General features: G+C 44.4%; 23 protein-coding genes and 1 pseudogene. 15 read left to right on the top strand and 9 right to left on the bottom strand.

The window, feature by feature from the left end; genetic code table 11:
• Window positions 1–4 precede the first annotated feature (4 nt).
• The 7 genes and pseudogenes from C7B70_RS20010 (at window position 5) to C7B70_RS19980 (ending at window position 8,731) form a co-directional block, all read left to right on the top strand.
• Window positions 5–235, top strand: coding sequence for a hypothetical protein (locus C7B70_RS20010; protein ID WP_106370754.1), 231 nt, complete (start codon window positions 5–7; stop codon window positions 233–235).
• A 145-nt stretch (window positions 236–380) separates the two neighbouring features.
• Window positions 381–3,716 carry a DUF3987 domain-containing protein gene (locus tag C7B70_RS20005; protein WP_106370753.1) on the top strand — a complete coding sequence of 1,112 codons (3,336 nt, stop codon included), beginning with the start codon at window positions 381–383 and terminating at the stop codon, window positions 3,714–3,716.
• Window positions 3,717–3,904: 188 nt separating this feature from the next.
• Window positions 3,905–4,753 (top strand): hypothetical protein, encoded by an 849-nt coding sequence (locus C7B70_RS20000; protein ID WP_199192382.1) that lies wholly within the window; start codon window positions 3,905–3,907, stop codon window positions 4,751–4,753.
• Window positions 4,737–5,417: a hypothetical protein gene (locus C7B70_RS27130; RefSeq protein WP_199192381.1), complete on the top strand. Its 681-nt coding sequence runs from the start codon at window positions 4,737–4,739 to the stop codon at window positions 5,415–5,417. The genes C7B70_RS20000 and C7B70_RS27130 overlap by 17 nt, the downstream gene beginning before the upstream one ends.
• Before the next feature lie 364 nt (window positions 5,418–5,781).
• Complete coding sequence (locus tag C7B70_RS19990; RefSeq protein ID WP_199192380.1) at window positions 5,782–6,045, top strand: WGxxGxxG family protein; 264 nt, start codon at window positions 5,782–5,784, stop codon at window positions 6,043–6,045.
• Window positions 6,046–6,146: 101 nt separating this feature from the next.
• Complete coding sequence (locus C7B70_RS19985) at window positions 6,147–7,850, top strand: YdiU family protein (protein ID WP_106370751.1); 1,704 nt, start codon at window positions 6,147–6,149, stop codon at window positions 7,848–7,850.
• Window positions 7,851–8,020: 170 nt separating this feature from the next.
• A pseudogene (locus tag C7B70_RS19980) lies at window positions 8,021–8,731 on the top strand (IS6 family transposase).
• A gap of 153 nt (window positions 8,732–8,884) precedes the next feature.
• On the opposite strand, the gene C7B70_RS28875 reads toward C7B70_RS19980, so the two are convergent.
• From C7B70_RS28875 to C7B70_RS19970, 3 genes are read right to left on the bottom strand one after another with little or no spacing between them, the layout of a single operon-like run.
• Complete coding sequence (locus C7B70_RS28875) at window positions 8,885–9,115, bottom strand: hypothetical protein (RefSeq protein WP_199192379.1); 231 nt, start codon at window positions 9,113–9,115, stop codon at window positions 8,885–8,887.
• Window positions 9,078–9,962 (bottom strand): DNA polymerase IV, encoded by an 885-nt coding sequence (gene dinB, locus C7B70_RS19975; protein WP_199192378.1) that lies wholly within the window; start codon window positions 9,960–9,962, stop codon window positions 9,078–9,080. The genes C7B70_RS28875 and dinB overlap by 38 nt, the downstream gene beginning before the upstream one ends.
• A 21-nt stretch (window positions 9,963–9,983) precedes the next feature.
• Window positions 9,984–10,265, bottom strand: a complete 282-nt coding sequence (locus C7B70_RS19970) for an HU family DNA-binding protein (protein WP_106370750.1) — start codon at window positions 10,263–10,265, stop codon at window positions 9,984–9,986.
• A gap of 236 nt (window positions 10,266–10,501) precedes the next feature.
• Between C7B70_RS19970 and C7B70_RS19965 the strand changes: the two genes are divergently transcribed.
• From C7B70_RS19965 to C7B70_RS19955, 3 genes are all read left to right on the top strand, one after another.
• A complete protein-coding gene (locus C7B70_RS19965) occupies window positions 10,502–11,629 on the top strand; it encodes an ISAs1 family transposase (protein ID WP_106370749.1) in 1,128 nt (375 codons plus the stop codon).
• A gap of 129 nt (window positions 11,630–11,758) precedes the next feature.
• Window positions 11,759–11,959, top strand: a complete 201-nt coding sequence (locus tag C7B70_RS19960; RefSeq protein ID WP_106370748.1) for a hypothetical protein — start codon at window positions 11,759–11,761, stop codon at window positions 11,957–11,959.
• 268 nt (window positions 11,960–12,227) lie between these two features.
• The gene (locus tag C7B70_RS19955) at window positions 12,228–13,184 is read left to right on the top strand and encodes a tyrosine-type recombinase/integrase (protein WP_106370747.1); all 957 of its coding nucleotides are present in this window, start codon (window positions 12,228–12,230) and stop codon (window positions 13,182–13,184) included.
• 310 nt (window positions 13,185–13,494) lie between these two features.
• Here the strand turns inward: C7B70_RS19955 and C7B70_RS19950 are convergent, their stop codons facing one another.
• The 5 genes from C7B70_RS19950 to C7B70_RS19930 form a co-directional block, all read right to left on the bottom strand.
• Window positions 13,495–14,166, bottom strand: coding sequence for a hypothetical protein (locus tag C7B70_RS19950; protein WP_106370746.1), 672 nt, complete (start codon window positions 14,164–14,166; stop codon window positions 13,495–13,497).
• A 307-nt stretch (window positions 14,167–14,473) separates the two neighbouring features.
• Entirely contained in the window at window positions 14,474–15,217 is a 744-nt protein-coding gene (locus tag C7B70_RS19945; RefSeq protein ID WP_106370745.1) for an SDR family oxidoreductase, read from the bottom strand.
• Window positions 15,218–15,437: 220 nt separating this feature from the next.
• Entirely contained in the window at window positions 15,438–16,142 is a 705-nt protein-coding gene (locus C7B70_RS19940) for an SDR family NAD(P)-dependent oxidoreductase (RefSeq protein ID WP_106370744.1), read from the bottom strand.
• 142 nt (window positions 16,143–16,284) lie between these two features.
• Window positions 16,285–16,665 carry a hypothetical protein gene (locus C7B70_RS19935; RefSeq protein WP_106370743.1) on the bottom strand — a complete coding sequence of 127 codons (381 nt, stop codon included), beginning with the start codon at window positions 16,663–16,665 and terminating at the stop codon, window positions 16,285–16,287.
• A gap of 84 nt (window positions 16,666–16,749) precedes the next feature.
• Complete coding sequence (locus C7B70_RS19930; RefSeq protein ID WP_106370742.1) at window positions 16,750–17,484, bottom strand: SDR family oxidoreductase; 735 nt, start codon at window positions 17,482–17,484, stop codon at window positions 16,750–16,752.
• 110 nt (window positions 17,485–17,594) lie between these two features.
• On the opposite strand from C7B70_RS19930, the gene C7B70_RS19925 reads away from it, so the two are divergent.
• Entirely contained in the window at window positions 17,595–17,930 is a 336-nt protein-coding gene (locus C7B70_RS19925; RefSeq protein WP_304529262.1) for a helix-turn-helix domain-containing protein, read from the top strand.
• A gap of 78 nt (window positions 17,931–18,008) precedes the next feature.
• Here C7B70_RS19925 and C7B70_RS19920 read toward each other — a convergent pair whose 3' ends face one another.
• On the bottom strand, window positions 18,009–18,203 hold the full coding sequence (locus tag C7B70_RS19920; protein ID WP_146134102.1) for a hypothetical protein: 195 nt from the start codon (window positions 18,201–18,203) through the stop codon (window positions 18,009–18,011).
• 189 nt (window positions 18,204–18,392) lie between these two features.
• Here C7B70_RS19920 and C7B70_RS19915 point away from each other — a divergent pair, with 189 nt between their 5' ends.
• From C7B70_RS19915 to C7B70_RS19900, 4 genes are all read left to right on the top strand, one after another.
• Window positions 18,393–18,632 carry an AbrB/MazE/SpoVT family DNA-binding domain-containing protein gene (locus C7B70_RS19915; RefSeq protein WP_106370739.1) on the top strand — a complete coding sequence of 80 codons (240 nt, stop codon included), beginning with the start codon at window positions 18,393–18,395 and terminating at the stop codon, window positions 18,630–18,632.
• Entirely contained in the window at window positions 18,619–18,975 is a 357-nt protein-coding gene (locus tag C7B70_RS19910) for a type II toxin-antitoxin system PemK/MazF family toxin (protein ID WP_106370738.1), read from the top strand. The genes C7B70_RS19915 and C7B70_RS19910 overlap by 14 nt, the downstream gene beginning before the upstream one ends.
• A 515-nt stretch (window positions 18,976–19,490) precedes the next feature.
• Window positions 19,491–20,468, top strand: a complete 978-nt coding sequence (locus tag C7B70_RS19905; protein ID WP_233221007.1) for a site-specific integrase — start codon at window positions 19,491–19,493, stop codon at window positions 20,466–20,468.
• 63 nt (window positions 20,469–20,531) lie between these two features.
• The coding region (locus C7B70_RS19900; RefSeq protein WP_199192377.1) for a cytochrome P450 at window positions 20,532–21,301 on the top strand (770 nt) is incomplete at its 3' end.

Genomic DNA, 21,301 nt, shown 5'->3' with positions numbered 1-21,301 from the left:
CCTCATGACTGCTGCCGTCAAAGAAAAAACTGAGTTAAACCAGTCTGTTAAACGTGAAATAGACGACTACGAGCTAGATCCTTACCAGTTTCGTATTTACGCCCGGATAACTCGCCGCTCTGGTAATAGCGAAGCTTGGGAAAGTATTACTAATAAGGCTTGTGCTTGTCGCATGAGCTTAAGTCGAACGCGCCTAGCATTACAAATTCTGAACTTAGTTGAAATTACCCAATAAAAAAGCCGGGACAACCCCTATCTAGAAATAAACCTAGACTAGACTGCCACGACCTAACACTCATCGTAAGTCTAGCAAAATCTAGCAAATAAGCATAATTTATTTTTAGAGGTTGTCTTGGTTCACTCACAAAAAGTAAAAAACCATGAACTACCAATTTCCTCAAACAGACCGCGCCTTAGCCCAAAAACAATTAGCCTACCTAGGTTACACCTCGAATCAAGTATTTTTACGCTTTTTCTACCACTCAGATAATCCTAAAAAAGGCGATGACAAAGGGCGGAAATTAAACGTTCTCGACTGGGGCGCGATCGCATCTCACCAACAAGACGAGCGCGGAACCTATGTAGTAGTTAACGGCGCTGGCGGCGGACACGAAGATAAAGATATTAAGCAATGCGCCGCTATTTTTTGCGAGTGGGATGACAGACCTGTTGAAGACCAATTATTACATTGGGAGACATTGGGCTTTTTCGAGCCAACGTTTACGGTGTATAGCGGCGATAAATCAGCACAGCCCTACTGGGTATTTGACACCCCGATAAATGTAGAACAGTGGCGGGATTTGCAACGCCTGCTGATTGAAGTCATGGGGGCAGACCCTAGTAATAAGAACCCCTCAAGGGTATTTAGACTTGCTGGGGGCTGGCACATCAAACCCGGACGAGAACCGAGAAGAACAGAAATAGTCCAGGCATCAGGGCAAAAATATACGTGCGTGCAATTAAAAGAGCGACTAAAAGCTTTAGCCAAACCTGCTATTGCACAAAAGCAAAATAATATCGCGCTCCCACCCTTGCTAGAACCCTCATTGCTAACTTACCAGCGCTATGAAGATATTTCACTGCCTGTACCGCAAACTGTACCGATTGAAGTTTGTTTAGCAAAAGAGTCCCGTAGTTTACTCCAATCCGGCTGCGCCCAAGGTGGGCGTAATTTTGGTGGTGCTAAACTAGCCCGTGACCTGATCGGTACAGCGTCTTACTTGCAGACTATTGGACAAAGCTTGGACGGCGATCCTAGAACGCTGCTAGATAATTACGCCAAGCGCTGCACTCCTCCCCTGCCTAACTCAGAAATTGAATCTATCTGGGCATCGGCGGCTAAAAGCAATCCCGCGCCTAGTTGTACCCCTGATGGTGTAGAAAACTGTCTCCGCGCCTGGTACTGGAAGAATTACGTCCAGAACAATACACCTCACAATAATAAGCAGTGTTTTGGTTTTAGCCCTAGTGGTAATCAGCCAAGCATAAGCTCTAGGACAAACTTGTGCGATCGCATAAAACGTATTCTTACAAGCTACGAAACCGAATCGACCCAAACTGCGGCATTAATGGACTTAGCCGCCGACGTTAAAAAATCATTCAATGAAATTAAAAACCTCGCCCGAATCATTCAGAATGAAGGAGAACAAGCAACCGAAGTAGTTGCCGCCATTGAATCTTTTACGCCAATAATTAAAAACTGTCGCAAGCGCTTAGATATCCGAAAATATCTCAATCCTATCCTTGCCGAACCACTAATCGCCAAAGCAGCCGCGATGCCTACAGCACCAGAGTACCTGTTTAATACTCTCTTGCCCTCTTGTGCCTCAAGAATTGGCACAAGCGCCAGGATCGTTATAGATCCAGTGTCCGGCTATACCCAGGACTGCATATTTTGGACGGCAAATGTTAACCACTCTGGACAAGCTAAAACACCACCGCAAAAAGAAGTAATCTCCCCCCTGGAAAAGATGGAAGGGGAAGCCAAAGATATTTACGATACTCTTCTTAGTGACTACGAACAAGATAAAAAATCCGAGGGCAAACCGCCTGTAAGAATGCGGCGACTTTTGAGCAATGTAACAAGCTCGACCAAAATCCGCATTCACCAAGAAAACCCGCGCGGACTGCTCGAATATATCGATGAACTTGTCGCGGATTACCAACGCCTAAACCAATACAAAGGGGGTGGCAAAGGAGATGATTTGCAACTAGAGCTAAGTTTTTTTAATGGTACTGCCATTAACTATGACCGCCACGACGCGAGATTGTTTTTGAGCCGCACTGCCTTTAGTAAAACGGGTACTTACCAGTGGGATACGTTAGCGCGGTTAATGGGCGATGACGTAAATTTTATTTCAAGCGGTTACAGCGCTAGGTTTTTGTATTGTTCAATTCTCGATGCGCCACCCCGGTATCTAGATTTGCTTACTCCAAAAGCAAATAGCAATTTTACTGAGACTCTAGAGTATTTGTACGAGCAATTAGAGGGATTACCACAGCAAGACTATTTGTTAACGCGAGAGGCGAAAGTGCTGTTCCAAGCCTGGAACCATACTTTAGCCGATGACGAAAGGGAAGAAAACTACTTTGGCTTCTCGATTGTCTACGCAAAAATCGAAGCTTATGCGGCGAGAATTGCTCTGTGGTTGCATATAGTTAACGCTGTTTGTGGTGGCAAGTTACCTGAACCAACAATTGATGGTGAGACAATGCGTCACGCGATAGAAATCTCATCTTTCTATCTATGGCAGCAAAAATTAATTCACGGCAACAACGCGCCAACGCGAAAGCTGGAAGGCATATTTTTTAAAGTCCAAACTCAAGCTGAGAAATATTTTGCCAAGTCGAAGCAGGGACTAAATGCTTCGTTTCTCAAAACAAGAATTAACGCCCTTAAAGGTTGGGCAGTAGAGAAAATCCGCACGGTGGTATTTAAAACGTTGGCGGCGGCGGGACATGGGCGGATTGAAGGGGAGGGTAGTGAAATGAAATATTTTCCCCTGAGTCAACTATTGGTGGATGTTGGTGCAGAGTTGGTGGCTCCACCAATCGCTGAAACCTATCTTATAGATGGAATGCAGCCAGCAGTTGGTGAAGTTGGTGATTTAACAACACCTGTTTGTTTTTCTCCAGTTATAACTCTAGAGAACCATAGCCAAGAAGCTCCACCGCCACGCCAACTCTTACCGGAGCAACCAATTCACCAATTCACCAACAACAACGCTGAGACTACTTCTGTAACTGGGATAGAGGCGGTTGGTGATACCACCAATAGTCCACCAATAGCACCAACTCCTAATCTGGCTTTACTACTATTGCAATCAACTACCTGGATAGAAATAGCTAACTCTTTGCAAAAAGATAGCCAAAAACTGATTGACGTAATGAATTCTTTTGATAAAGCTCAAAGGAAAAAAATTGCTTCAGTATTAATCGAATTTCTCTGCTCTGAACCACAAAACATTAGCGAGTTAACTTGGATACCAATCAAAATGCTTAATTGGGTATTTAAGCGCTTAACCTTTACTGTTTCGCGAATTGGTGGTGATTTTATTGATGATGCGCGCCTAGAGCAAGTCGAAAATTTGTCTTTCGTGTCTGTGGAGGGCTTGGGCAGTAATAAAGAGCTTTGGGTATTCTGCGAAGCCTCAAGTGGTAAAAACATTCCTGTTTATGGTGCGGATGGAATTTGTGGAATCTCTGTGAGAAATTAATCCTTTCGCTTGGTAAAAGCCATGATTTGCGTTGCTGAAGAAATATCCTTACTGACTAAGTAAAGACGACCGATGAGAATATTTTCGAGCGCCAGGAGTGGCAAGAAGTTAAAGAAGCTGATCAAAAAGTTGTAAGGGCTGAGAGTGAGGGTTCAATACATAACAGTAGTTTTAGTCAGGAAACCAAAATGGTTACTAAGTCAACAGAAGAATTAGGCGGTGAAACACCGGAAGCCACAGTTACGGTGAATACGACTGCTATTCAAATTGAGGAATTAACCCAAGACGAGGAAAAAGAGCGACATCGGTTGGAATTAAAGGTAGAACGAGCATTTTATGAGTCAGGGTCTGCACTTTGCGAAATCAGAGATCGCCGCCTTTATCGCGTTACTCATCCTGCGGATTTTATTGGTTATTGCCGCGATCGCTTTTGTAAAACCAAGCAAGCTGTAAATTACTTAATTGCAGCAGCAGAAGTTTTTGAAAATCTGCTGACGACAACTAATAGTTGTCGCGTGCTACCAACTAGCGAAACCCAAGTTAGAGATATTGCTGGCTTGACTCCGCAAAAGCAGATAGAAATTTGGAACGAAGCTATTGAATCTTATGGAGGAAAAGTTGCCCCTCGTCGAGTTGTCAAAGACATCGTGCAGCGTCTCAAAGAAAAACCTTTAGTTAAAGCCAGTGATTTTTGCACCATTGGTGATGCCTTTATGCTAACCAGATTAGAAGGAACGGAACGCAAATACAACGGGTGTTGGGCGATCGCATTTGAATTACGAGACTTTACAATAGCCGTTGATGTTTACGACGGAGAACTTGCTGTGAAACCAGACAACCTCGATCCAATTGATTTACCTGATGTACGCCGTCAGTTACCAGAGACACTCAAACGAATTAGGCGGCTGCGAGAAAGTGGGTTGTTAGATCGTTGTGTATATACAGTCTTAGAATCTTTTGGTAGGCAAACCTATCTAACGGATTTTGAAGCCGAATTACTGACTTTTATGGAGCAACGTTATGGAATTGAAAATTGAGACAAACCAAGCTCAAAGGAGTAGCAAGGCAATTACCTATCAGGCTATCGGCTGGGTTACTGGCAATTATCAGCCGAGTGCGGACAATCCAGATTGTGGAGTGCTGGTGACTCAGGACGGTGTTGCTGTACCTGCACAACTAAAGGGGCGCTTACATCATCAACTGAACAAGAAGTTTCCCAACTACAGCACAAAGCTAGATTTGCTCCCAGAGGATGCTTTATGGACAGTCTACCCAAGCACAAAGCCGCTAAGTTTTTTGCTGGTGAATATTAACAAGCTAGAATCAACTGGCTCGTCTGAGCCTAACCTAAAGAAAGACAATCAAAGAAAAGTTAATGGGTTTAGGCTAGTAGGGCAAATCGAGTCGGTGGCAAACGGAAAGATTACTATCGTTATTCGGCGGAACGACCAGCGACGTAAAAGAAAAAAGCATGGTTTGAAATATCAACCCTTTGTCTTACAAATTGTAGGGAGTTTGCCTGTGGAAGCTGTAGGGCAAATTTGGGAACTAGAAGTAAAACGGCAAAAAGCAAAATTGGTTTTGGCGAAGGGATGTTGTGTGCGTGATGCCCTGGGAAAGCCAAAGCTAATAGAGCCTAAGCCAGAAATCGAATTTCCAGTAGAGGTGAGGAGCATAAAGAATGGCGCTGAAGCCGTTTAATATTGATACAGCCGAACAGATAGTTACTGTCAGCCTTGAACCCAAGCTTTTTAAACATCTTGGGTAGTAAGCACAAGAAAACTATCCTCAGTGGGCAAGTGCGATCGCTTTTACAGATGGGGGGAAGACTAATTCGATTTTTGTACTCAAGGAGCCGAACGTGCAAGTTTTTGAGAAAAAGCTAAAGGAGCCAAAAGAAGCGACAGCAACAGTTGCTAGTAATGCACTAGTAAGTTAGCACTAAAGTAATATTTTATATATCAATTTGTATCTTTAGAGAGGGTTACTTTGAAGCTAGTCTAAATAACCTTATTAGAGCTAGTTAATAGTTTGTTATCTAGAGTAAGCGAACGGAGGAAATTTGATGACTAGGCTATCTAAGTCTGTTGCTACTGGTCTTGCCAGCTTAAGTTTAGGCATTTTAGTATTATCCATGCCTGTATCTGCCCAAGATAATACTGTTACAAGTCCTAATAATGCTGCGCCTGGGGACACAGCAGTTTATAGAGATGGTGAAGCAGATCGCGGTCAGCGTGCTTTTGATTGGGGTTGGATTGGCTTGCTAGGTCTTATCGGTCTTGCTGGTCGGCTGGCAAACAAGCGCAGTGAGCATCGTACTAGCCATTAATAGCAGCTTAAGGCTAAATAAAAAGCAATTGCGGCTTGAGTAGCATCAAGCCGATTTCTTATAAATATGAATCCTTCCCGACAATATCGGCGCTAGCAAAAATGTCATACCCATCTAAACCCTCTGCTGAGCCTTGTGTAACGACCTTCGATGAGTTTGTGCAATTGGCGGATTATTCTCTGATGGATACCTTAAATGCTGATCCTGATGCCACTGGAGATGGTGATGATCACCGGGCCCGCCAGGTTTTTTCTGGTCATTTCGTACCTGTGACACCCACGCCGCTTGCAGCCCCAGAATATGTAGCTCATAGCCGCACTTTTTTTAAGGAACTTGGGTTGAGCGATGGACTGGCGCTTAATGAAAAATTTCGTCGTGTATTTTCTGGTGATCTCTCTGCTGCCCATGAGCCGATGCGTCAGGTGGGCTGGGCGACAGGTTATGCCCTGTCGATTTATGGCACCGAATATACCCAACAATGTTCATTTGGTACGGGTAATGGTTATGGCGATGGTCGAGCAATATCTGTATTTGAAGGAATCATTAATGGACAGCGCTGGGAAATGCAATTGAAAGGGGGTGGCCCAACGCCTTATTGCCGGGGTGCCGACGGGCGCGCTGTCCTCCGGTCAAGTGTGCGTGAGTTTCTAGCGCAAGACTATATGCAAGCGTTAGGTGTGCCAACATCGCGCTCTTTGACACTGTATGTTTCTAAATCTGAGACTGTTACCCGGCCTTGGTATTCTCAAGACTCCTACTCTATTGACCCTGATGTTTTGGTGGACAATCCTGTGGCCATTTCAACTCGCGTTGCACCCTCCTTTTTGCGCGTTGGTCAGCTAGAGTTATTTGCCCGCCGCACTCGCAGCAATGCTCATCCAAAAGCATTAGAAGAGTTGAGCATGATAGTGTCGCACTTAATTGAGCGAGAGTACAAAAGCGACATTAATCAAAGCCTTGGTTTTGCCGATCAATTAGTTGAGTTGGCTAAGCTATTTCGCCAGCGTCTTACTTCTCTGGTGGCTAATTGGCTACGTGTTGGTTATTGCCAGGGTAATTTTAACAGTGACAACTGCGCTGCTGGAGGCTTTACCTTAGACTATGGACCCTTTGGATTTTGTGAAAAATTTGACCCTTGGTTTCAACCTTGGACTGGTGGCGGCGAGCACTTTTCATTCTTCAATCAGCCTATTGCAGCAGAAGCAAATTATTACATGTTTTGGAAAGCAGTGAGACTGCTACTTACAGAAGATGCTGAAGCGTTAGAACAGTTCGACCAAGTAGGCCGCGGCTTTTCAGAAGCCATGCAAAAACAAATCCAAAAAATGTGGGCGGACAAACTTGGCTTGACTGAATATCACCCAAAGCTATTTGAAAAATTAATGCAGTTAATGACTGACTCAAAAGTAGATTACACCATTTTCTTCCGCGAGTTATCCCATATACCAGATGATATCTCAGCATTAAAAAAAAGCTTCTACGTTAAAACTTCACCACAACTCGATGAACAATGGCAATCTTGGCTAAAAAGCTGGCGCGACCTCGTCATTAACGACAGCAATTTGGCTGAGATATCGACAAAGATGAAACAGACGAACCCAAAATACACATGGCGAGAGTGGTTGATTGCCCCTGCCTACCAACAAGCCATGCAGGGTGACTATACTTTAGTTAAAGAGTTGCAAGAAGTCCTTAGCTATCCATATGATGAGCAATCACAAGACGTAGAAGATAAATACTATCGTCTAAGACCTAAGGCGTTTTTTAACACGGGTGGCGTGTCGCACTATAGCTGTTCATCTTGAATAGCTGCGTGACAATTAGCTATTCAATACGAGCAGCTTTGTTCTTGAGCAACTGTTGAAAGCCAGGTTTGCAATGAGTTTGAGTCCGATATGGTAAAAAATTGGGTTGTGTTGCAAGAAATGGTAAGCTGAAATGATTCCCCTAGAGAAAAATATTCTGCCTGCCCTTAATGAATCCATCTTCCCCATTTAAGTGGCGGCACTATCAATCCGAAGTCATCCTAGTATGGGTACGTGGGTATCTTAGTTATCCCCTTTCCTACCGACAAGTAGCAGAAATGGTGAACGAGCGGGGATTGGATATACATCACACCACCATGTTTCGTTCGGTGCAGGAATATAGCCCAGAAATAGACAAGGGTTTTAGGTCACATTTGCGCCCGACAAATGACTCGTGGCGGGTAGACGAAACATATATTTTAGTCAAAGGCAAGCAGAAATATTTATACCGAGCCGTTGATTCCTAGGGAAACACCTTAGACTTTCTACTCACGGCGAAGCGAGACACGAAGGCAGCAAAACGGTTTTTGCGTAAGACATTGAAAGCGGTTCACACTTCCACACCACGAGTCATCACTGTAGACAAAAACCCTGCTTATCCAAAAGCGATCTCTGAACTCAAGTCCGCCAAAAAACTTCCCGAAGTTGTAAAGTTGCGGCAGATTAAGTATCTCAATAATATTGTGGAACAAGACCATCGCGGCATTGAACGATTAGTCAAACCGAGAATGGGATTTGGCTCACTTAATACAGCACGGCAAACCATCAGGGGGTACGAAATCATGAACATGATGCGGAAAGGACAAGTTGTGGGCGTTCCCAAGGGAGCAATCATTGAGCGGATTCTCTTCCTCAATCAAATCTTTGGAGTGACTGCATAATCTAAACGCCTGCCACAGAGGTTTTCTGTCCTCACAAAGTTTTTGCAACACAACCACAATTTTCATAGAGGTACGAGTGAGACTTCACTATTGTTCAAAATTGTACAAGATTTGAGTTTCAAGGAACTTTTGTTACCAGTGTGGAAAAGCAGTCTATTCAAATAAGCATAATTGAACTGGTTTTGGTTCAGTGGCTCCGTCGAGATTTGATAGGGAAATACCTAATAATCGAACGCTGCGTCCTTCTAGAGAAACCGATGCTAACAGTTCCTTGGCTACTTGGCTAATTGCCTCCGCCTTACCAACAGCAGCAGTTACAGTTTTACTGCGCGTGATTCGCTCATAGTCAGTAAACTTGATTTTCAGGGTGATGGTGCGCCCCAAAGTTTGGTAGCTTTCGTGCGCGATGTTGGACAGTTTGGGCGATAGTTTCTAATTCCAGCAGCATTAGTTGTGGGTCGTCTAAGTCTTTAGTAAACGAAGTTTCTGCCCCAATTGATTTACGGAGGCGGTTAGGCTCGACTATTCGGTGATCTTCTGCCTTAGCGATCAGGTAATAAAAATGTCCCACCTTGCCGAAGTGACGCACTAGCTCGGCTTGGCTGTATTGCTTAAGGTCTGCTCCAGTGTGAATGCCCAAATCGTGCATCTTGGTAGCGGTGACTTTTCCAATCCCGTGAAATTTCTCAATGGGTAGGGCGGCGACAAAATTTGCGGTATGTTCGGGTAGAATCACCGTTAGTCCGTTGGGCTTGTTCATGCCCGATGCCATTTTTGCTAGGAACTTGTTTACCGAAACTCCGGCACTTGCCGTTAGGTTAGTTTCTGCGAGAATTGCTGCTTTGATTTGTTTGGCAATAGTGGTAGCGTAAGGCAGCCCTAGCTTATTTTGAGTGACATCAAGGTATGCTTCATCAAGGGCTATAGGTTCTACGAGATCCGTATGGCGCTTGAAAATAGCATGAATCTGGGTACTAATGCTGCGGTAGACCTCAAAGCGAGGTGGAGCGAAGACCAGAGTAGGACATTTTTGCAGGGCAAGGTAAGAGGGCATGGCGGAATGGATACCAAACTTCCTAGCCCCGTAGCTGGCAGCAACTACTACACCGCGCTCTTGGGGCAATCCACCGACGACAAGGGGCTTACCTCGATAGTGAGGATTGTCGCGTTGTTCAACCGAGGCATAAAAAGCATCAAGATCAACGTGAACAATCTTCCTATCTTTATTCATTCTCACTCCTAAAACTAATGCTTACTTACCTAGAGCAACCTTGTCCTTGAACGACTTACCCGCAGAAAAAGCAGGGACGCGAGTTGCTGAAATTGTCATTGCTTCACCTGTTTTGGGGTTACGTCCAGAGCGCGCCTGACGTTCGCGCGGCTCAAAAGAGCCAAAGCCGACAAAACTTACTTTGCTCCCGCTTGCAACTGCTGCCATAATTTCTTCTACTATGGCAGTTAAGATAGCATCGGTTTCTTTCTTGCTAACATTTGTTTTGTGGGCGATCGCATCAACTAATTCAGCTTTATTCATGACCTTTGTAACTCCTAACACCGTTGCTATTCTATGGGCAGGTACTAGAGAGTGCAAGCGTACTACTTGAGCATCCTCATCTTGGGAAGCTCGTTAGCATTTGAGCTAGGTAGATTTTAGAGGTAATGATAGCGGTAAATGAGTCTGTAATCGAGTAATGGGGCGATACCTGCAGGGCAACCGCATAAAAAAGATGCGGTAGGGTGGGGTAAAGTAAAGCAAGTAGGAACACCCCAGTGAGTCAGATAATTGATGCCAGCATACTGACCCATTTTGCCAGCCTAAAAGACCCCCGTGATATCCGAGGAAAGGAGCATCTGCTATTGGATATCATTACAATTGCCCTGTGTTCAGTGATTAGTGGAGCAGAGGGCTGGGAGGATATGGCAGAGTACGGGAGAGCAAAACAAGACTGGCTGTCAACGTTTCTAGCCTTACCTAGTGGAATTCCCTGTGCGGATACCTTCGGACGGGTGTTTGCGCGTCTTGACCCAGACCAAATGCAAATCTGTTTTGTAAGTTGGGTGAAGTCCATTAGCAAACTGCTAGGAGCCGAGGTCATAGGAATAGACGGCAAAACGCTGCGTCATTCTGGTGGGAAAGGATGCGGCAAATCCGCAATTCCTATGGTGAGCGCTTGGGCAAGTGCTAATCGCCTAGTGCTAGGACAACGCAAAGTCGAGGATAAATCTAACGAAATCACAGCGATTCCAGCCCTGCTGAAGGTACTGGAAATTGCAGGATGTATCGTGACGATTGATGCAATGGGCTGTCAGAGAGATATTGCTAGTACCATCATTGAAGGTGGTGCTGATTATGTCTTAGCGCTTAAAGGGAATCAAGGTGGATTGTTTGAAGATGTGCAGTGGTTATTTCAGCAGGCTCAAGAGTCTAAATTTGAGGACGTTACTCACAGCTTTGCTCAATCGATAGATAAGGGTCATGGACGAATTGAAATCCGCCGATGTTGGACGCTTTCACAATTGGACTATCTAATCCAAAAACCTCTATGGCAAGGACTACAAACTGTTGTGCTGGTGCAAAGTGAGCGGCGCTGTAACGGTCAAATGACAACGGAAAATCGATTCTTTATCAGTAGTCTACCCAGTCAGGCGACTTTGCTCATGAATGCCGTCCGAACCCACTGGTCAATTGAAAATTCTCTGCACTGGGTACTGGATGTCTCCTTCCATGAGGATGCCTGCCGCATTCACCGTGATTTTGCTCCTCAAAACATGGCTTTGCTCAGGCATCTGGCTCTCAATCTTCTCGCCAAAGACTCCTCATCCAAACGTGGCATTGCCGCCAGACGCAAAAAGGCAGCTTGGGACCAGACCTATCTCATCAAACTTTTAACTCAATAATTTTTATGCGGTTGCCCTGGCGATACCTGTTTAACTTTTTAGCTTAATGTGTTTTTCTGTCCTAGAAAATTTTGGCTAACCCACTTATAAAACAGGCTGGGAAAGAAATTAGCATTTTGGAGCAGCCTGATGGCATCTAAAAATAACAAACCAAAGAATTTACCACCTGTATCGCGTTGGGAATTAATTGACGCAATTTCTAAGCTGCACGTCATTAATGACTGCCCTAGCCAATCAGCATTAGAAAATGCTTGTGGCAACCAATTGACAAAAGGTGATCAAAACGATTGCCAGTGCAGCGATTGCGGCACTAAAGGCGACTTGACGTAATCTCGTTGTACTGGGGTTTCGGCACTTAGTTCTATAAAATTCCAGATGCTGTGGGCAGGCTATGTGAAATATAAAGTTCTGAGCTATTTACTTTTCAACAGCGCTCAGTCTGCACTGGAGCAGCAATTTTATTTAACTGGAATGCGTATTTTTGCTCGTTGACCCGAACGCGCTTTCTATTGAGTTTTATCGAGTAAGCGCTCTCTTGCTTTCTGCTTAGGTAATAATAACTTATGGAAATACGGATTTACCAAATTAGTTGAGCGGGATGAAAAAGCTAGGCACACGACGAGCAGAACTAGCATTAAAGGCGGCGCAGCCCTTGACCGAGCAACCCGCGGCTGTATATTTGTCGGGACTAAAATCTGCTTCTCGGCGCACGATGCACAAGGCACTCAATATGAGTGCGCGACTGCTAAGTAATGAGGAGTGCGATGCTCTGACTTTAGATTGGGCTAAACTGCGTTACCAACATACGGCGGCAATTCGCTCAGTGCTGATAGAGAAGTACGCGCCTGCTACAGCTAACCGAATGTTGTGTGCTTTGCGAAGGACGCTCAAAGAAGCCCAACGTTTAGGATTGATGAATGCTGATGATTACACTAGAGCAGCAGATATTGCTACAATTCGGGGTAATTCACCCTTAAGAGGACGAGTGGTAAAGCCAAGGGAAATCTTCGCACTGTTTAGGGCTTGCCAAGAAGACCTATCACCAGCAGGCGCACGAGATGCAGCCTTGATAGCAATTCTGGCGGGAGCAGGATTACGACGCTCGGAAGCAGTGTCAATAAATTTAACAGATTTTGACTCTGACATTGGCGCGCTACAAGTCCGTAAAGGAAAAGGTGCAAAAGAACGCACGGTGTATTTACCGGATGGAGCTAAGGCAGCACTAATTAAGTGGATACTAATCAGAGGTAATGCACCCGGGTCGTTGCTGTGTCCAGTCAGGCGGGGTGGTCACATCGAAATTAAGCAGATGACCGACCAAGCGGTAATGTTGATTGTGGAAAAACGAGCGGCTCTTGCAGGGGTGGGAAAGCTTTCTCCACACGATTTCCGGCGCACGTTCATCACAAACTTGCTAGATTCTGGAGCAGATCTACTGACTGTACAAAGTTTAGCTGGTCATGCTTCCCCTGCCACTACGTCTCGTTACGATAGAAGAGGAGAATCGGCAAAACGAAAAGCCGTGCAGCAGTTGTATATCCCTTATCAAGAATAATGAAAAGTCAGCAAGCGTTCGTTCTTACGCTACTACTCCCTTATTTATGTAGCTGTTAACAAGCATCAATAACAAACATCTAGATTCTGTGAAAAGTATTGCTTAACCAAATATTTAGGTGAATTGCAAAAGTGAAATTTTTTGGGTGTCAAGGTAGTGTACAAATAATATCAAGGTCAGCTAAAAAGCAATTGCACGAGTGCCGCACCAATATCGTGCCATTGCAGAACTTAACTGTCATAAACTGGGTACAAGCGTACCCACAATCCCGTAAATCTCAAATTTTCACAAATTTGCGGCGGCTGTTTTTTTAGGTGATTAAATCATCTACTACTGCTGCTTTAGACATACTATATTTTCCTAGTTGCCCTCGATACCATTTCCCACTCTTTGTCCCAACTGAAAGAACATTTGAGACACGTTCGCGCGCTTTGCTTCTTAGCTCTTTGGGAATCTTATTGGTGAAAATGGCATCTATGATTGTGGTAATCTCTAATACCTGACCTTCTTGCTGTTGCATAACTTGAGCTACAGCCTCAGCTAAAGGAGCGTTGCTAAACTCATCTTTGACATACTGCTGCCAAGTATCTGCTTCTTTACTTGCCTCCCTGGTGGGTGCAGATTTCTTATTTGACTTGCTAGTAGAAGATGAATTTTTCCTACCTTGTCGCTTTTGAGTAGATGGCGCAGCTTCGGTGGTATCTATCGTTGTATCTTCTAGCTCTGGAGTTGCCACTTCTGGAGCAAGGGGTTCTGCTAGTTTTTCAACTAATTCTGGAGTTGATGTTTCTACAGGTGTAGGAGCGGCAGTATTTACAGGAGGAAATAGGCTAATAACGTTTTTGAGACTGTGGCGTTTCTCTTGAATGGACTGAAGTTGAGCCGCTAACTGGACTTCAGTCACTGCTAAGTCAGCATCAACTTCCAAAAGTTTGGCAACGATGGAATTAGATGTAGGAGAAGAAATAGAGGAGTTTTGCACCGTAAAGAATAACTTGAGTTGAATAAGTGTAAAGTATTACTCACTATTATGCACTTGCTGGTAACAACTATAAAAATGTTATCTGGTAGTCCTAGATGTTTTCGGCAAAGTTTTAAACGCCAGTGAGAAGGCGCAAGCCAGTAGCCTTCTGGAATTCCTTGCAGGCGAGCGAACAATGATTACGCACCCAATGCCGCGAGAAGCCCTAGTGACGATTGCCACTTTTCCGATTAAATTACCTATAGTAGAACTAAATTAAAATTTGAATTGCTCATGGTGTTCTCTGAATAGATTGGGTTAAAAGTAACTAAGTTGAAGGCAACATTTGAGCAAATTGCTTTTCAACTGCTTTGAGATTGTCAACGATCTGGGCAGCCATTTGAGTTGCCTGCTCACCAGGGTACACTTCCTCAATGCCGTCAATCACCGCTTGTAGAGAAGCCTTTGCAACTTCTGCGGGAGATACTTTTGGCGGTGGGTAATCTTTTGCCATGTCGGTATCGACAGTTCCAGGCATGACCGCAATGACCTGAGTTCCTTGGGCTGCCAGTTCTGCCCGAACGGTTTGTGTCATCGACAGTTCTGCTGCTTTAGAAGCGCTGTAGGAGCCAGTCATCGGGATGGGTACTCGCGCCAATATCGACAAGATATTGATAATTGCTCCGCCCCCGTTTGCCTTGAGGATTAAGGCGAAGGCACGACACATCGCCAATGTACCAAAGTAGTTAATCTCCATTTCGGTTCTAGCATCATCCAGATTAGGTACAGCGATGCATCCCTGATAGCTAAGCAGCACTCCGGCATTGTTAATCAACAAGTTAACATCCTGACACTGGCTTACCGCCGCTTGAATTGATAATTGATCGGTGATATCCAGGGAGAGCGGTACAATCCGCTCTGGGTCAGAAGCAACTAGCTTAGACAAAGATTCAAGCTTACGGGCGCAAGCATAAATGCGCGCAGCACCTGCCTGGTGGAGTGCGGTAACAAATTCCGCTCCAATCCCGCCATTTGCACCAGTAACTAAGACAACTGCATTCTCAATCTGCATCTATTTACTCCATTTTGGTTAATAACTAACAAGGACGAATCAGCTTAATGATTTGATGGAATGGCAATAATTTGCAATCCTTCTATGTTAAAGCAATAGTAAAGGTCGTTTAGATTAGTAATGGGTCATTAAAGAGGCATGACATTGTTCTCCATTCGAGATGTTTTTTTGCCAGCGATTCAAACTAACAAGCTAGGGAGCAAGATGAAATAGGTATTTTTTAATGTTGGTATAAGCGAATAATGCTGCCGCTTACCATAGTGGCTTCATCCGTTGCCAGCCAAGCTGTATATTGACCTACTTCGTTGGCGGTAAGCCATTCTGGATGCTCGGCACTAGGACGTTCACGGGTAGCAATCATGCTGTGCAAGACAACTTCATTGATCCGAATACCAGTGCCTTTACTTTCGGCAGCTAAAATTTGCGTTAGCATCAGTTGTCCTGCCGCAGGAATACAAACCAAACCGTAATTTGGAATTGCTTGTTCTGCCGCACCACCACCGATTAGGGTGTAACTGCTGCCTTTTTTCAAAACAGGTAAAAAAGTGCGAGCGGCAATGAAATGAGCGGTCAAATTGCTTTCCAGCATCTGTCGCCAATCCTCTAAGGAAGTTTGGATTAAAGGGATGTCTTGGTTCCATCTCCCGTTGATGGAAGCAACGACCGCATCTAACTGGGTCACTTTTTCCATAATTTGAGCGCGTAGTTCTTCGGCGCGCTCGATATCGCTCAGTTCGCCCTCAATCAGAATCAAGCGTTCGCGCTCAAGTTCTCCTAAATGTTCGCGCAATTGGTTGAGTTTATCAGGAGTGCGGGAGGGAACAACAACGGTTGCGCCGGATTGAAGAAATGCCCGCACAATGCCCTCCCCAACGCCGCCTGTTCCGCCAGCGATTAGTGCAACTTTTCCAGCTAATTTATTCATTGAATTTTGCCTGATTAGTTAATTAATGCGACCGTTTCATAAATATGAGAAGCGGCATGGATAATCTCGGTTTTGCTGCATAGTTGCTAGCGCTGCAAGCGATTGCCAATGGGCGATTGCTGCTACTGTTGTCCCATCTAAACTATGCGCGAATTTCAACTCTCACAAAACCTAGTTGATGGCGAACAAAATTTTCATAAATTTCAGCAATTTTGGCGGCAGCAGTTTCTTGTTTTTCTGGCATTACGGTAAATATGTTGATGAGGGTAATATTGCGTTCGCTTGGTTGGCGCTCGTCACCAATTAAAAACTCCAGCCGACACGCAGGTAAAACTTGCACTTCTTCGGTGTAGTGAATATGCAATGGGGGTCCTGCGCTTGGAGGAACATCGGCAATTAGCACAGAAGTTGCAAAAGCACTATGCTGCGCTCCTTCCATGAATCGGATTTGTCCGCCAAATCCTTGAGGCAAGTCTGTCAGTGGAACGTTTGACTGCTCTGTCGCTTTGTCAAAGGATGTCATAACTAAAATCTCCTTGAATTAGTAATGTTTCACTGTCATCAGCGGGATATTGTAATCGTGAAAATTAGCTAGTATAGAAATTTTCTAAACAATACCACCGTTGGCTCGAATACTTTGACCTGTAATCCAACGGGCATGATCAGAAACTAGCAGTGCGACCGCATCGGCAATATCTGCGGGTTGTCCTAATCGCCCCAATGGAGTTTGAGCAATCATTTGATTGACTTGCTCAGGTTCCAGCACCAAGCCATCGGTTTCGGTGACACCTGGAGAAACAGTATTAACTGTAATTCCCCTTGCGCCTAATTCTTTGGCTAAAGCGGTGCTGAAATGCTCGATCGCTGCTTTGCTTGCTGCGTAAGCTCCGCCCCCAGAAATTGCCATTGTTGTACCACTGGTGGAGATACTGACAATTCGTCCGTTATCAGCAAGATGATGAGCGGCTTGCTGAAGGGCAAAATAAACCCCGCGTGTGATATCAAACATACTGTTGTATTCGTCCTCGGTCATTTCTGCAGTGGGCTTAAATACGTTGACTCCGGCGGCATTGTTAATCAAGATATCAACTTTGCCAAATTGGGCGGTCGCTTTTTCAAACAGACTTTTCACATCTTCTAGCTTTCGTATATCTACCCCAACTGCGGAAGCTCTCGATCCAAAGGAAGCGATTTTCTGCACCACTTCTGCCGCCTTAGCTTGGTTTCCGGCATAGGTAACAACTACGTTTGCGCCGTCACGTCCTAACTTTTCGGCAATCGCGCGACCGATACCACGTGATGAGCCTGTGACAATCGCCACTTTTCCTGAAAGAGATGCCATCAGATTGATTCCTCTGAGTAGAGATAGAGCAAACAATTTCTAGGGTAAACTTACACTGGTAATTTTGGAACTACTTACTTTTTTGTCAGTATCTAAAGAGAGATTTAAAGGTGGCACAGATGCCGGAACAGACAGAAGGCACTCAATTTGTGCAAGCAACGTTAAAAATATTGGGTGGCAAGTGGAAGATTTTGATTTTGTGGCATTTGAAAGATGAAGTAAGACGGTTTGGGGAACTGAAACGATTAATGCCAGAAATCACGGAAAAAATGCTGATTGGGCAACTTAAAGAATTGGTAAGGGATGGGATTGTCAATCGTCATGTTTATTCAGAGGTGCCGCCTAAAGTTGAGTATTCATTTACCGACTACGGCAGAACATTGGAGCCTGTTTTACAAGTGCTTTGTAAATGGGGAGAAGCACATTTGAACCGAAAAAACCCATAATTCTAAGGCATTGCACGCAAAGAAATGATTTAACTAAACGGCATTGCATAATAGAAGAATTTATCTGTTAAACCGATTTTATCCAATCAATGAAATATCCTGCGCCTCCCGATAAAACTCACCTCTACCCTCCCACTGATACGGCGTAGGGGAATGCAGCAGCCCTAGCCAAACTTCAACCAAGGGCATACCTAGCGCTTGCTGTAGTTGCAACAAGGAAACTTTCTTACCGCGATGCTGCTGCCCAATCCAACTAGCGATCACTTGCTGCATTGCGCTCAAGCAACATCTAATACGCTTCAATATAGACATGGCAGCCATTAACTTAAACTTCTATCCCAAAAATCACTTGAGTAATGGCTTTCTCGCCTCTGAAAAAATACGGGATTTCAAGGAGGAGAAATCACGGTTAATGTTGTATACTCATTGTATATATACAGGAAATTAATCGGAGTCTCAATCATGGCTGCTCAAGTCGCCAAATGGGGAAATAGTCTAGGTATTCGTATACCCGCACCGATAGCAAAGCAAGCCCACCTAGAAGAAGGGACTAATATAAGCTTCGACGTTATTGACAATAGCCTTGTAATTCGATCAAAGCGGCATAAGTATACTCTTGATGAACTTCTTGAGGGGGTAACTTCAGACAATATTCATGCAGAAACTGACACAGGGATGCCTGTAGGTAATGAAACCTGGTAAGCCAACAAGAATTTATATTCCAGAACGGGGTGATATTGTAAGGCTAAATTTTAGTCCTCATCTGGGACACGAACAGGGATTTGAACGACCTGCTATTGTCTTGTCGCCAAGTAAGTATAACAAGCTGATATCACTAGCTTTGATGTGTCCAATAACCAAACATTCAAAAGGCTATCCCTTTGAAGTCGAATTACTGGAAGGGATGAAAACATTTGGTGTTATTTTAAGCGATCAAATTAAAAGTTTTGATTGGAAAGCACGTCAAGTTAAGTTTGTTGAAAAAGCTCCAAGTGAATTAATTGAGGAAGTATTAGCTAAAGTCGAGCCTTTGCTTAGTTATTGATTTTTCAACGGAGGAATTGCACTACCAACAATTTCTTGCACTTGCTGTTGCACGGTTTGGGTAACTACATTTTTCATCCTAATCCCCCATTCATGTTCGATCATTCCTCTTTAACCCCCAATATTGCGATTGCGCGGGCGCAGTGCCGGAGGCAATCGCTCCCTCCAGTGCGTCAATTACTTCTACAAAAGGGTTGCCTGATCTTTGGCTGCACGCAAGTCACTGCATATGCAACGCTACTACTGCCACGAAGCCCTAAAGGTTATCAAGGTTGTAAATAGACCCAGTAAGCTAATAACCTTAGCTGATGTTCAAGGATATGCAACTGCACTTTGCAGACTGATTTTAGTTTTGCTGGAACTCATACAGGCAACCAAAAAAGCAATTAACTCTCAGTGTACCCTACTGCTTGTCGTTAGAGTTTCGCTAGAGTATTTCTGTATAAAATAGGTTATGAGAAGTGCCGTTCTCAATAGCTATGCTAAAATAATTACGTATTTTAGGAATTGGCTGTTTTGAACGAAAAAATAACGACTGTTAATGCGATCTCTCTATCTTCTACAAAAGACTTTGCCCCGACTGGCAAATTAATTCTCAATCCAATGTTGGTTTATTTGTCCCAGTTAAGCCCTTCGTCGCAGCGGACAATGCAAGGAGCGCTGGAAACGATCACCAAAGTTGTTAGTGCTGGGGAATTTGATGCTATTAACTTTCCTTGGGCAGAACTCAGATATCAGCACACTCAAGCTATTTACACGCAATTGAGCGAAAGATACGCTTTTAGTAATGCCAACAAAATGATGGCGGCGCTGAGTCGGGTACTCGAAGAAGCCTGGAAATTAGGGCAAATGTCGGCAGAAGATTACCATAGAGCGATCGCCATTGAGCGTAAAACTGGACAAAGGTTGTTGAAGGGTAGGGCTTTGAGCATTGGGGAAGTGCAATCTCTATTTAACGCCTGCGCTCAGGATAAGTCTGTCAAGGGCAGCCGTGATGCAGCATTAATTGCAGTGCTGTACGCGGCTGGTTTACGGCGTTCTGAGGTAGTAGCAATAGATTTGTCTGATTGGAATATGGTTGATAACTGCTTGACGGTGCGATCAGGAAAAGGGGATAAAGATCGGACGACTTATCTAGATGACGGGGCGACGGCGGCATTGATGGACTGGCTGGTTTGGCGGGGGGATGCAGTCGGGGCGCTGTTTTATCCAACGCGCAAGGGGGGTAAAGTTGAGCAACGAAGAATGACTGACCAAGCTGTACTGGATATTCTACGACAACGAGGCTCGGAGGCACAAATCCCTTCTTTCTCTCCCCATGATTTTCGGCGTACATTTATCAGTAATTTGCTAGACCGGGGGGCAGATATTAGCACTGTGCAGAAGCTGGCGGGTCATGCAAGTCCTGTAACTACCGCGCGTTACGACAGGCGGGGAGAGGCGGCTAAACGCAAGGCAGCGAATCTGTTGCATACGCCTTACGTGCGGTCATGATTCTAAGGATCATGATCTCTACTATTTAAACCTCTGAAGTTTTTACGAGACAAAGATAAACTTATGTTCAAAATTGCTGCTCAGGTTACTTTTTCCGACTCATTGCCATATTTAGCAATAGTTCTAGGCGTTACTACTACAGCCGCAATAATTAGCATACGCTGGTGGCAACAAACGAACGCTTACAAACCTTTACAGTTGCTTCCCTCTCCCCCTAAGCACTGGCTGTTAGGAAATATCCCTCAAGTATTAACAGCAGTAAAACAAAAAAAATACTTCCAATTATTGTTCGCTTGGAGTCAGCAGCTAGGTCCAATGTATGTTTACTGGACTAACTATCCAGTTGTTGTTTTGAGCCAACCAAAAGTTATCGAAGATACTATTGTTAATGGCATGAAAGATGGCAGCCTAGTTAGAGCGCAGCGAATGAACAACGCTTGGAACGATATTAGCGGACCGATTTTGCTCGGTCAAGACGGAGAGCAGTGGCAGTGGCGACGCAAGGCATGGAACCCTGAGTTTAGTTCTAGCAGTCTGACTAAATATGTTGAAGTTATCGAGCTTGCTTGCGAACAAACCCTCAACACAATCAAAGAAACCGCTCCCCCAAAAGAAGTTCAAGTAGATCCTCTGTTCGTAGAACTGACAATGAGGGTGATTTGCGCTCTAATACTAGGAATCCCTGTAGATAAAAACAGTGCTAGCCATGAAGGACCACCCCTTGAAGTTCTTAAGGTGTACGAGGCAATGTCTATTTTACAGCAATTTGAGATCAAACCCACTACAAATATCGTAAACTTTGAAGATGTAAAAAAGAAGATTATTAAGAAATG

The sequence above is a fragment of the Chlorogloea sp. CCALA 695 genome, assembly GCF_003003885.1.
Lineage (GTDB): Bacteria > Cyanobacteriota > Cyanobacteriia > Cyanobacteriales > Chroococcidiopsidaceae > Aliterella.
The sequence above is the reverse complement of the archived record's forward strand: the minus strand, read 5'-3'. Positions and strand labels throughout refer to the sequence as shown.

Bases quoted from the DNA above. Each gene is read 5' to 3' on its own strand.
- C7B70_RS19985 (WP_106370751.1), top strand. From the start codon at position 6,147: ATGTCATACCCATCTAAACCCTCTGCTGAGCCTTGTGTAACGACCTTC.
- C7B70_RS20005 (WP_106370753.1), top strand. From the start codon at position 381: ATGAACTACCAATTTCCTCAAACAGACCGCGCCTTAGCCCAAAAACAA.
- C7B70_RS19910 (WP_106370738.1), top strand. From the start codon at position 18,619: ATGAAACCTGGTAAGCCAACAAGAATTTATATTCCAGAACGGGGTGAT.
- C7B70_RS19955 (WP_106370747.1), top strand. From the start codon at position 12,228: ATGAAAAAGCTAGGCACACGACGAGCAGAACTAGCATTAAAGGCGGCG.
- C7B70_RS19960 (WP_106370748.1), top strand. From the start codon at position 11,759: ATGGCATCTAAAAATAACAAACCAAAGAATTTACCACCTGTATCGCGT.
- C7B70_RS19970 (WP_106370750.1), bottom strand. From the start codon at position 10,265: ATGAATAAAGCTGAATTAGTTGATGCGATCGCCCACAAAACAAATGTT.
- C7B70_RS19945 (WP_106370745.1), bottom strand. From the start codon at position 15,217: ATGCAGATTGAGAATGCAGTTGTCTTAGTTACTGGTGCAAATGGCGGG.
- C7B70_RS19930 (WP_106370742.1), bottom strand. From the start codon at position 17,484: ATGGCATCTCTTTCAGGAAAAGTGGCGATTGTCACAGGCTCATCACGT.
- C7B70_RS19940 (WP_106370744.1), bottom strand. From the start codon at position 16,142: ATGAATAAATTAGCTGGAAAAGTTGCACTAATCGCTGGCGGAACAGGC.
- C7B70_RS19935 (WP_106370743.1), bottom strand. From the start codon at position 16,665: ATGACATCCTTTGACAAAGCGACAGAGCAGTCAAACGTTCCACTGACA.
- C7B70_RS19920 (WP_146134102.1), bottom strand. From the start codon at position 18,203: ATGCAGCAAGTGATCGCTAGTTGGATTGGGCAGCAGCATCGCGGTAAG.
- C7B70_RS19915 (WP_106370739.1), top strand. From the start codon at position 18,393: ATGGCTGCTCAAGTCGCCAAATGGGGAAATAGTCTAGGTATTCGTATA.
- C7B70_RS20010 (WP_106370754.1), top strand. From the start codon at position 5: ATGACTGCTGCCGTCAAAGAAAAAACTGAGTTAAACCAGTCTGTTAAA.
- C7B70_RS20000 (WP_199192382.1), top strand. From the start codon at position 3,905: ATGGTTACTAAGTCAACAGAAGAATTAGGCGGTGAAACACCGGAAGCC.
- C7B70_RS19990 (WP_199192380.1), top strand. From the start codon at position 5,782: ATGACTAGGCTATCTAAGTCTGTTGCTACTGGTCTTGCCAGCTTAAGT.
- dinB (WP_199192378.1), bottom strand. From the start codon at position 9,962: ATGAATAAAGATAGGAAGATTGTTCACGTTGATCTTGATGCTTTTTAT.
- C7B70_RS27130 (WP_199192381.1), top strand. From the start codon at position 4,737: ATGGAATTGAAAATTGAGACAAACCAAGCTCAAAGGAGTAGCAAGGCA.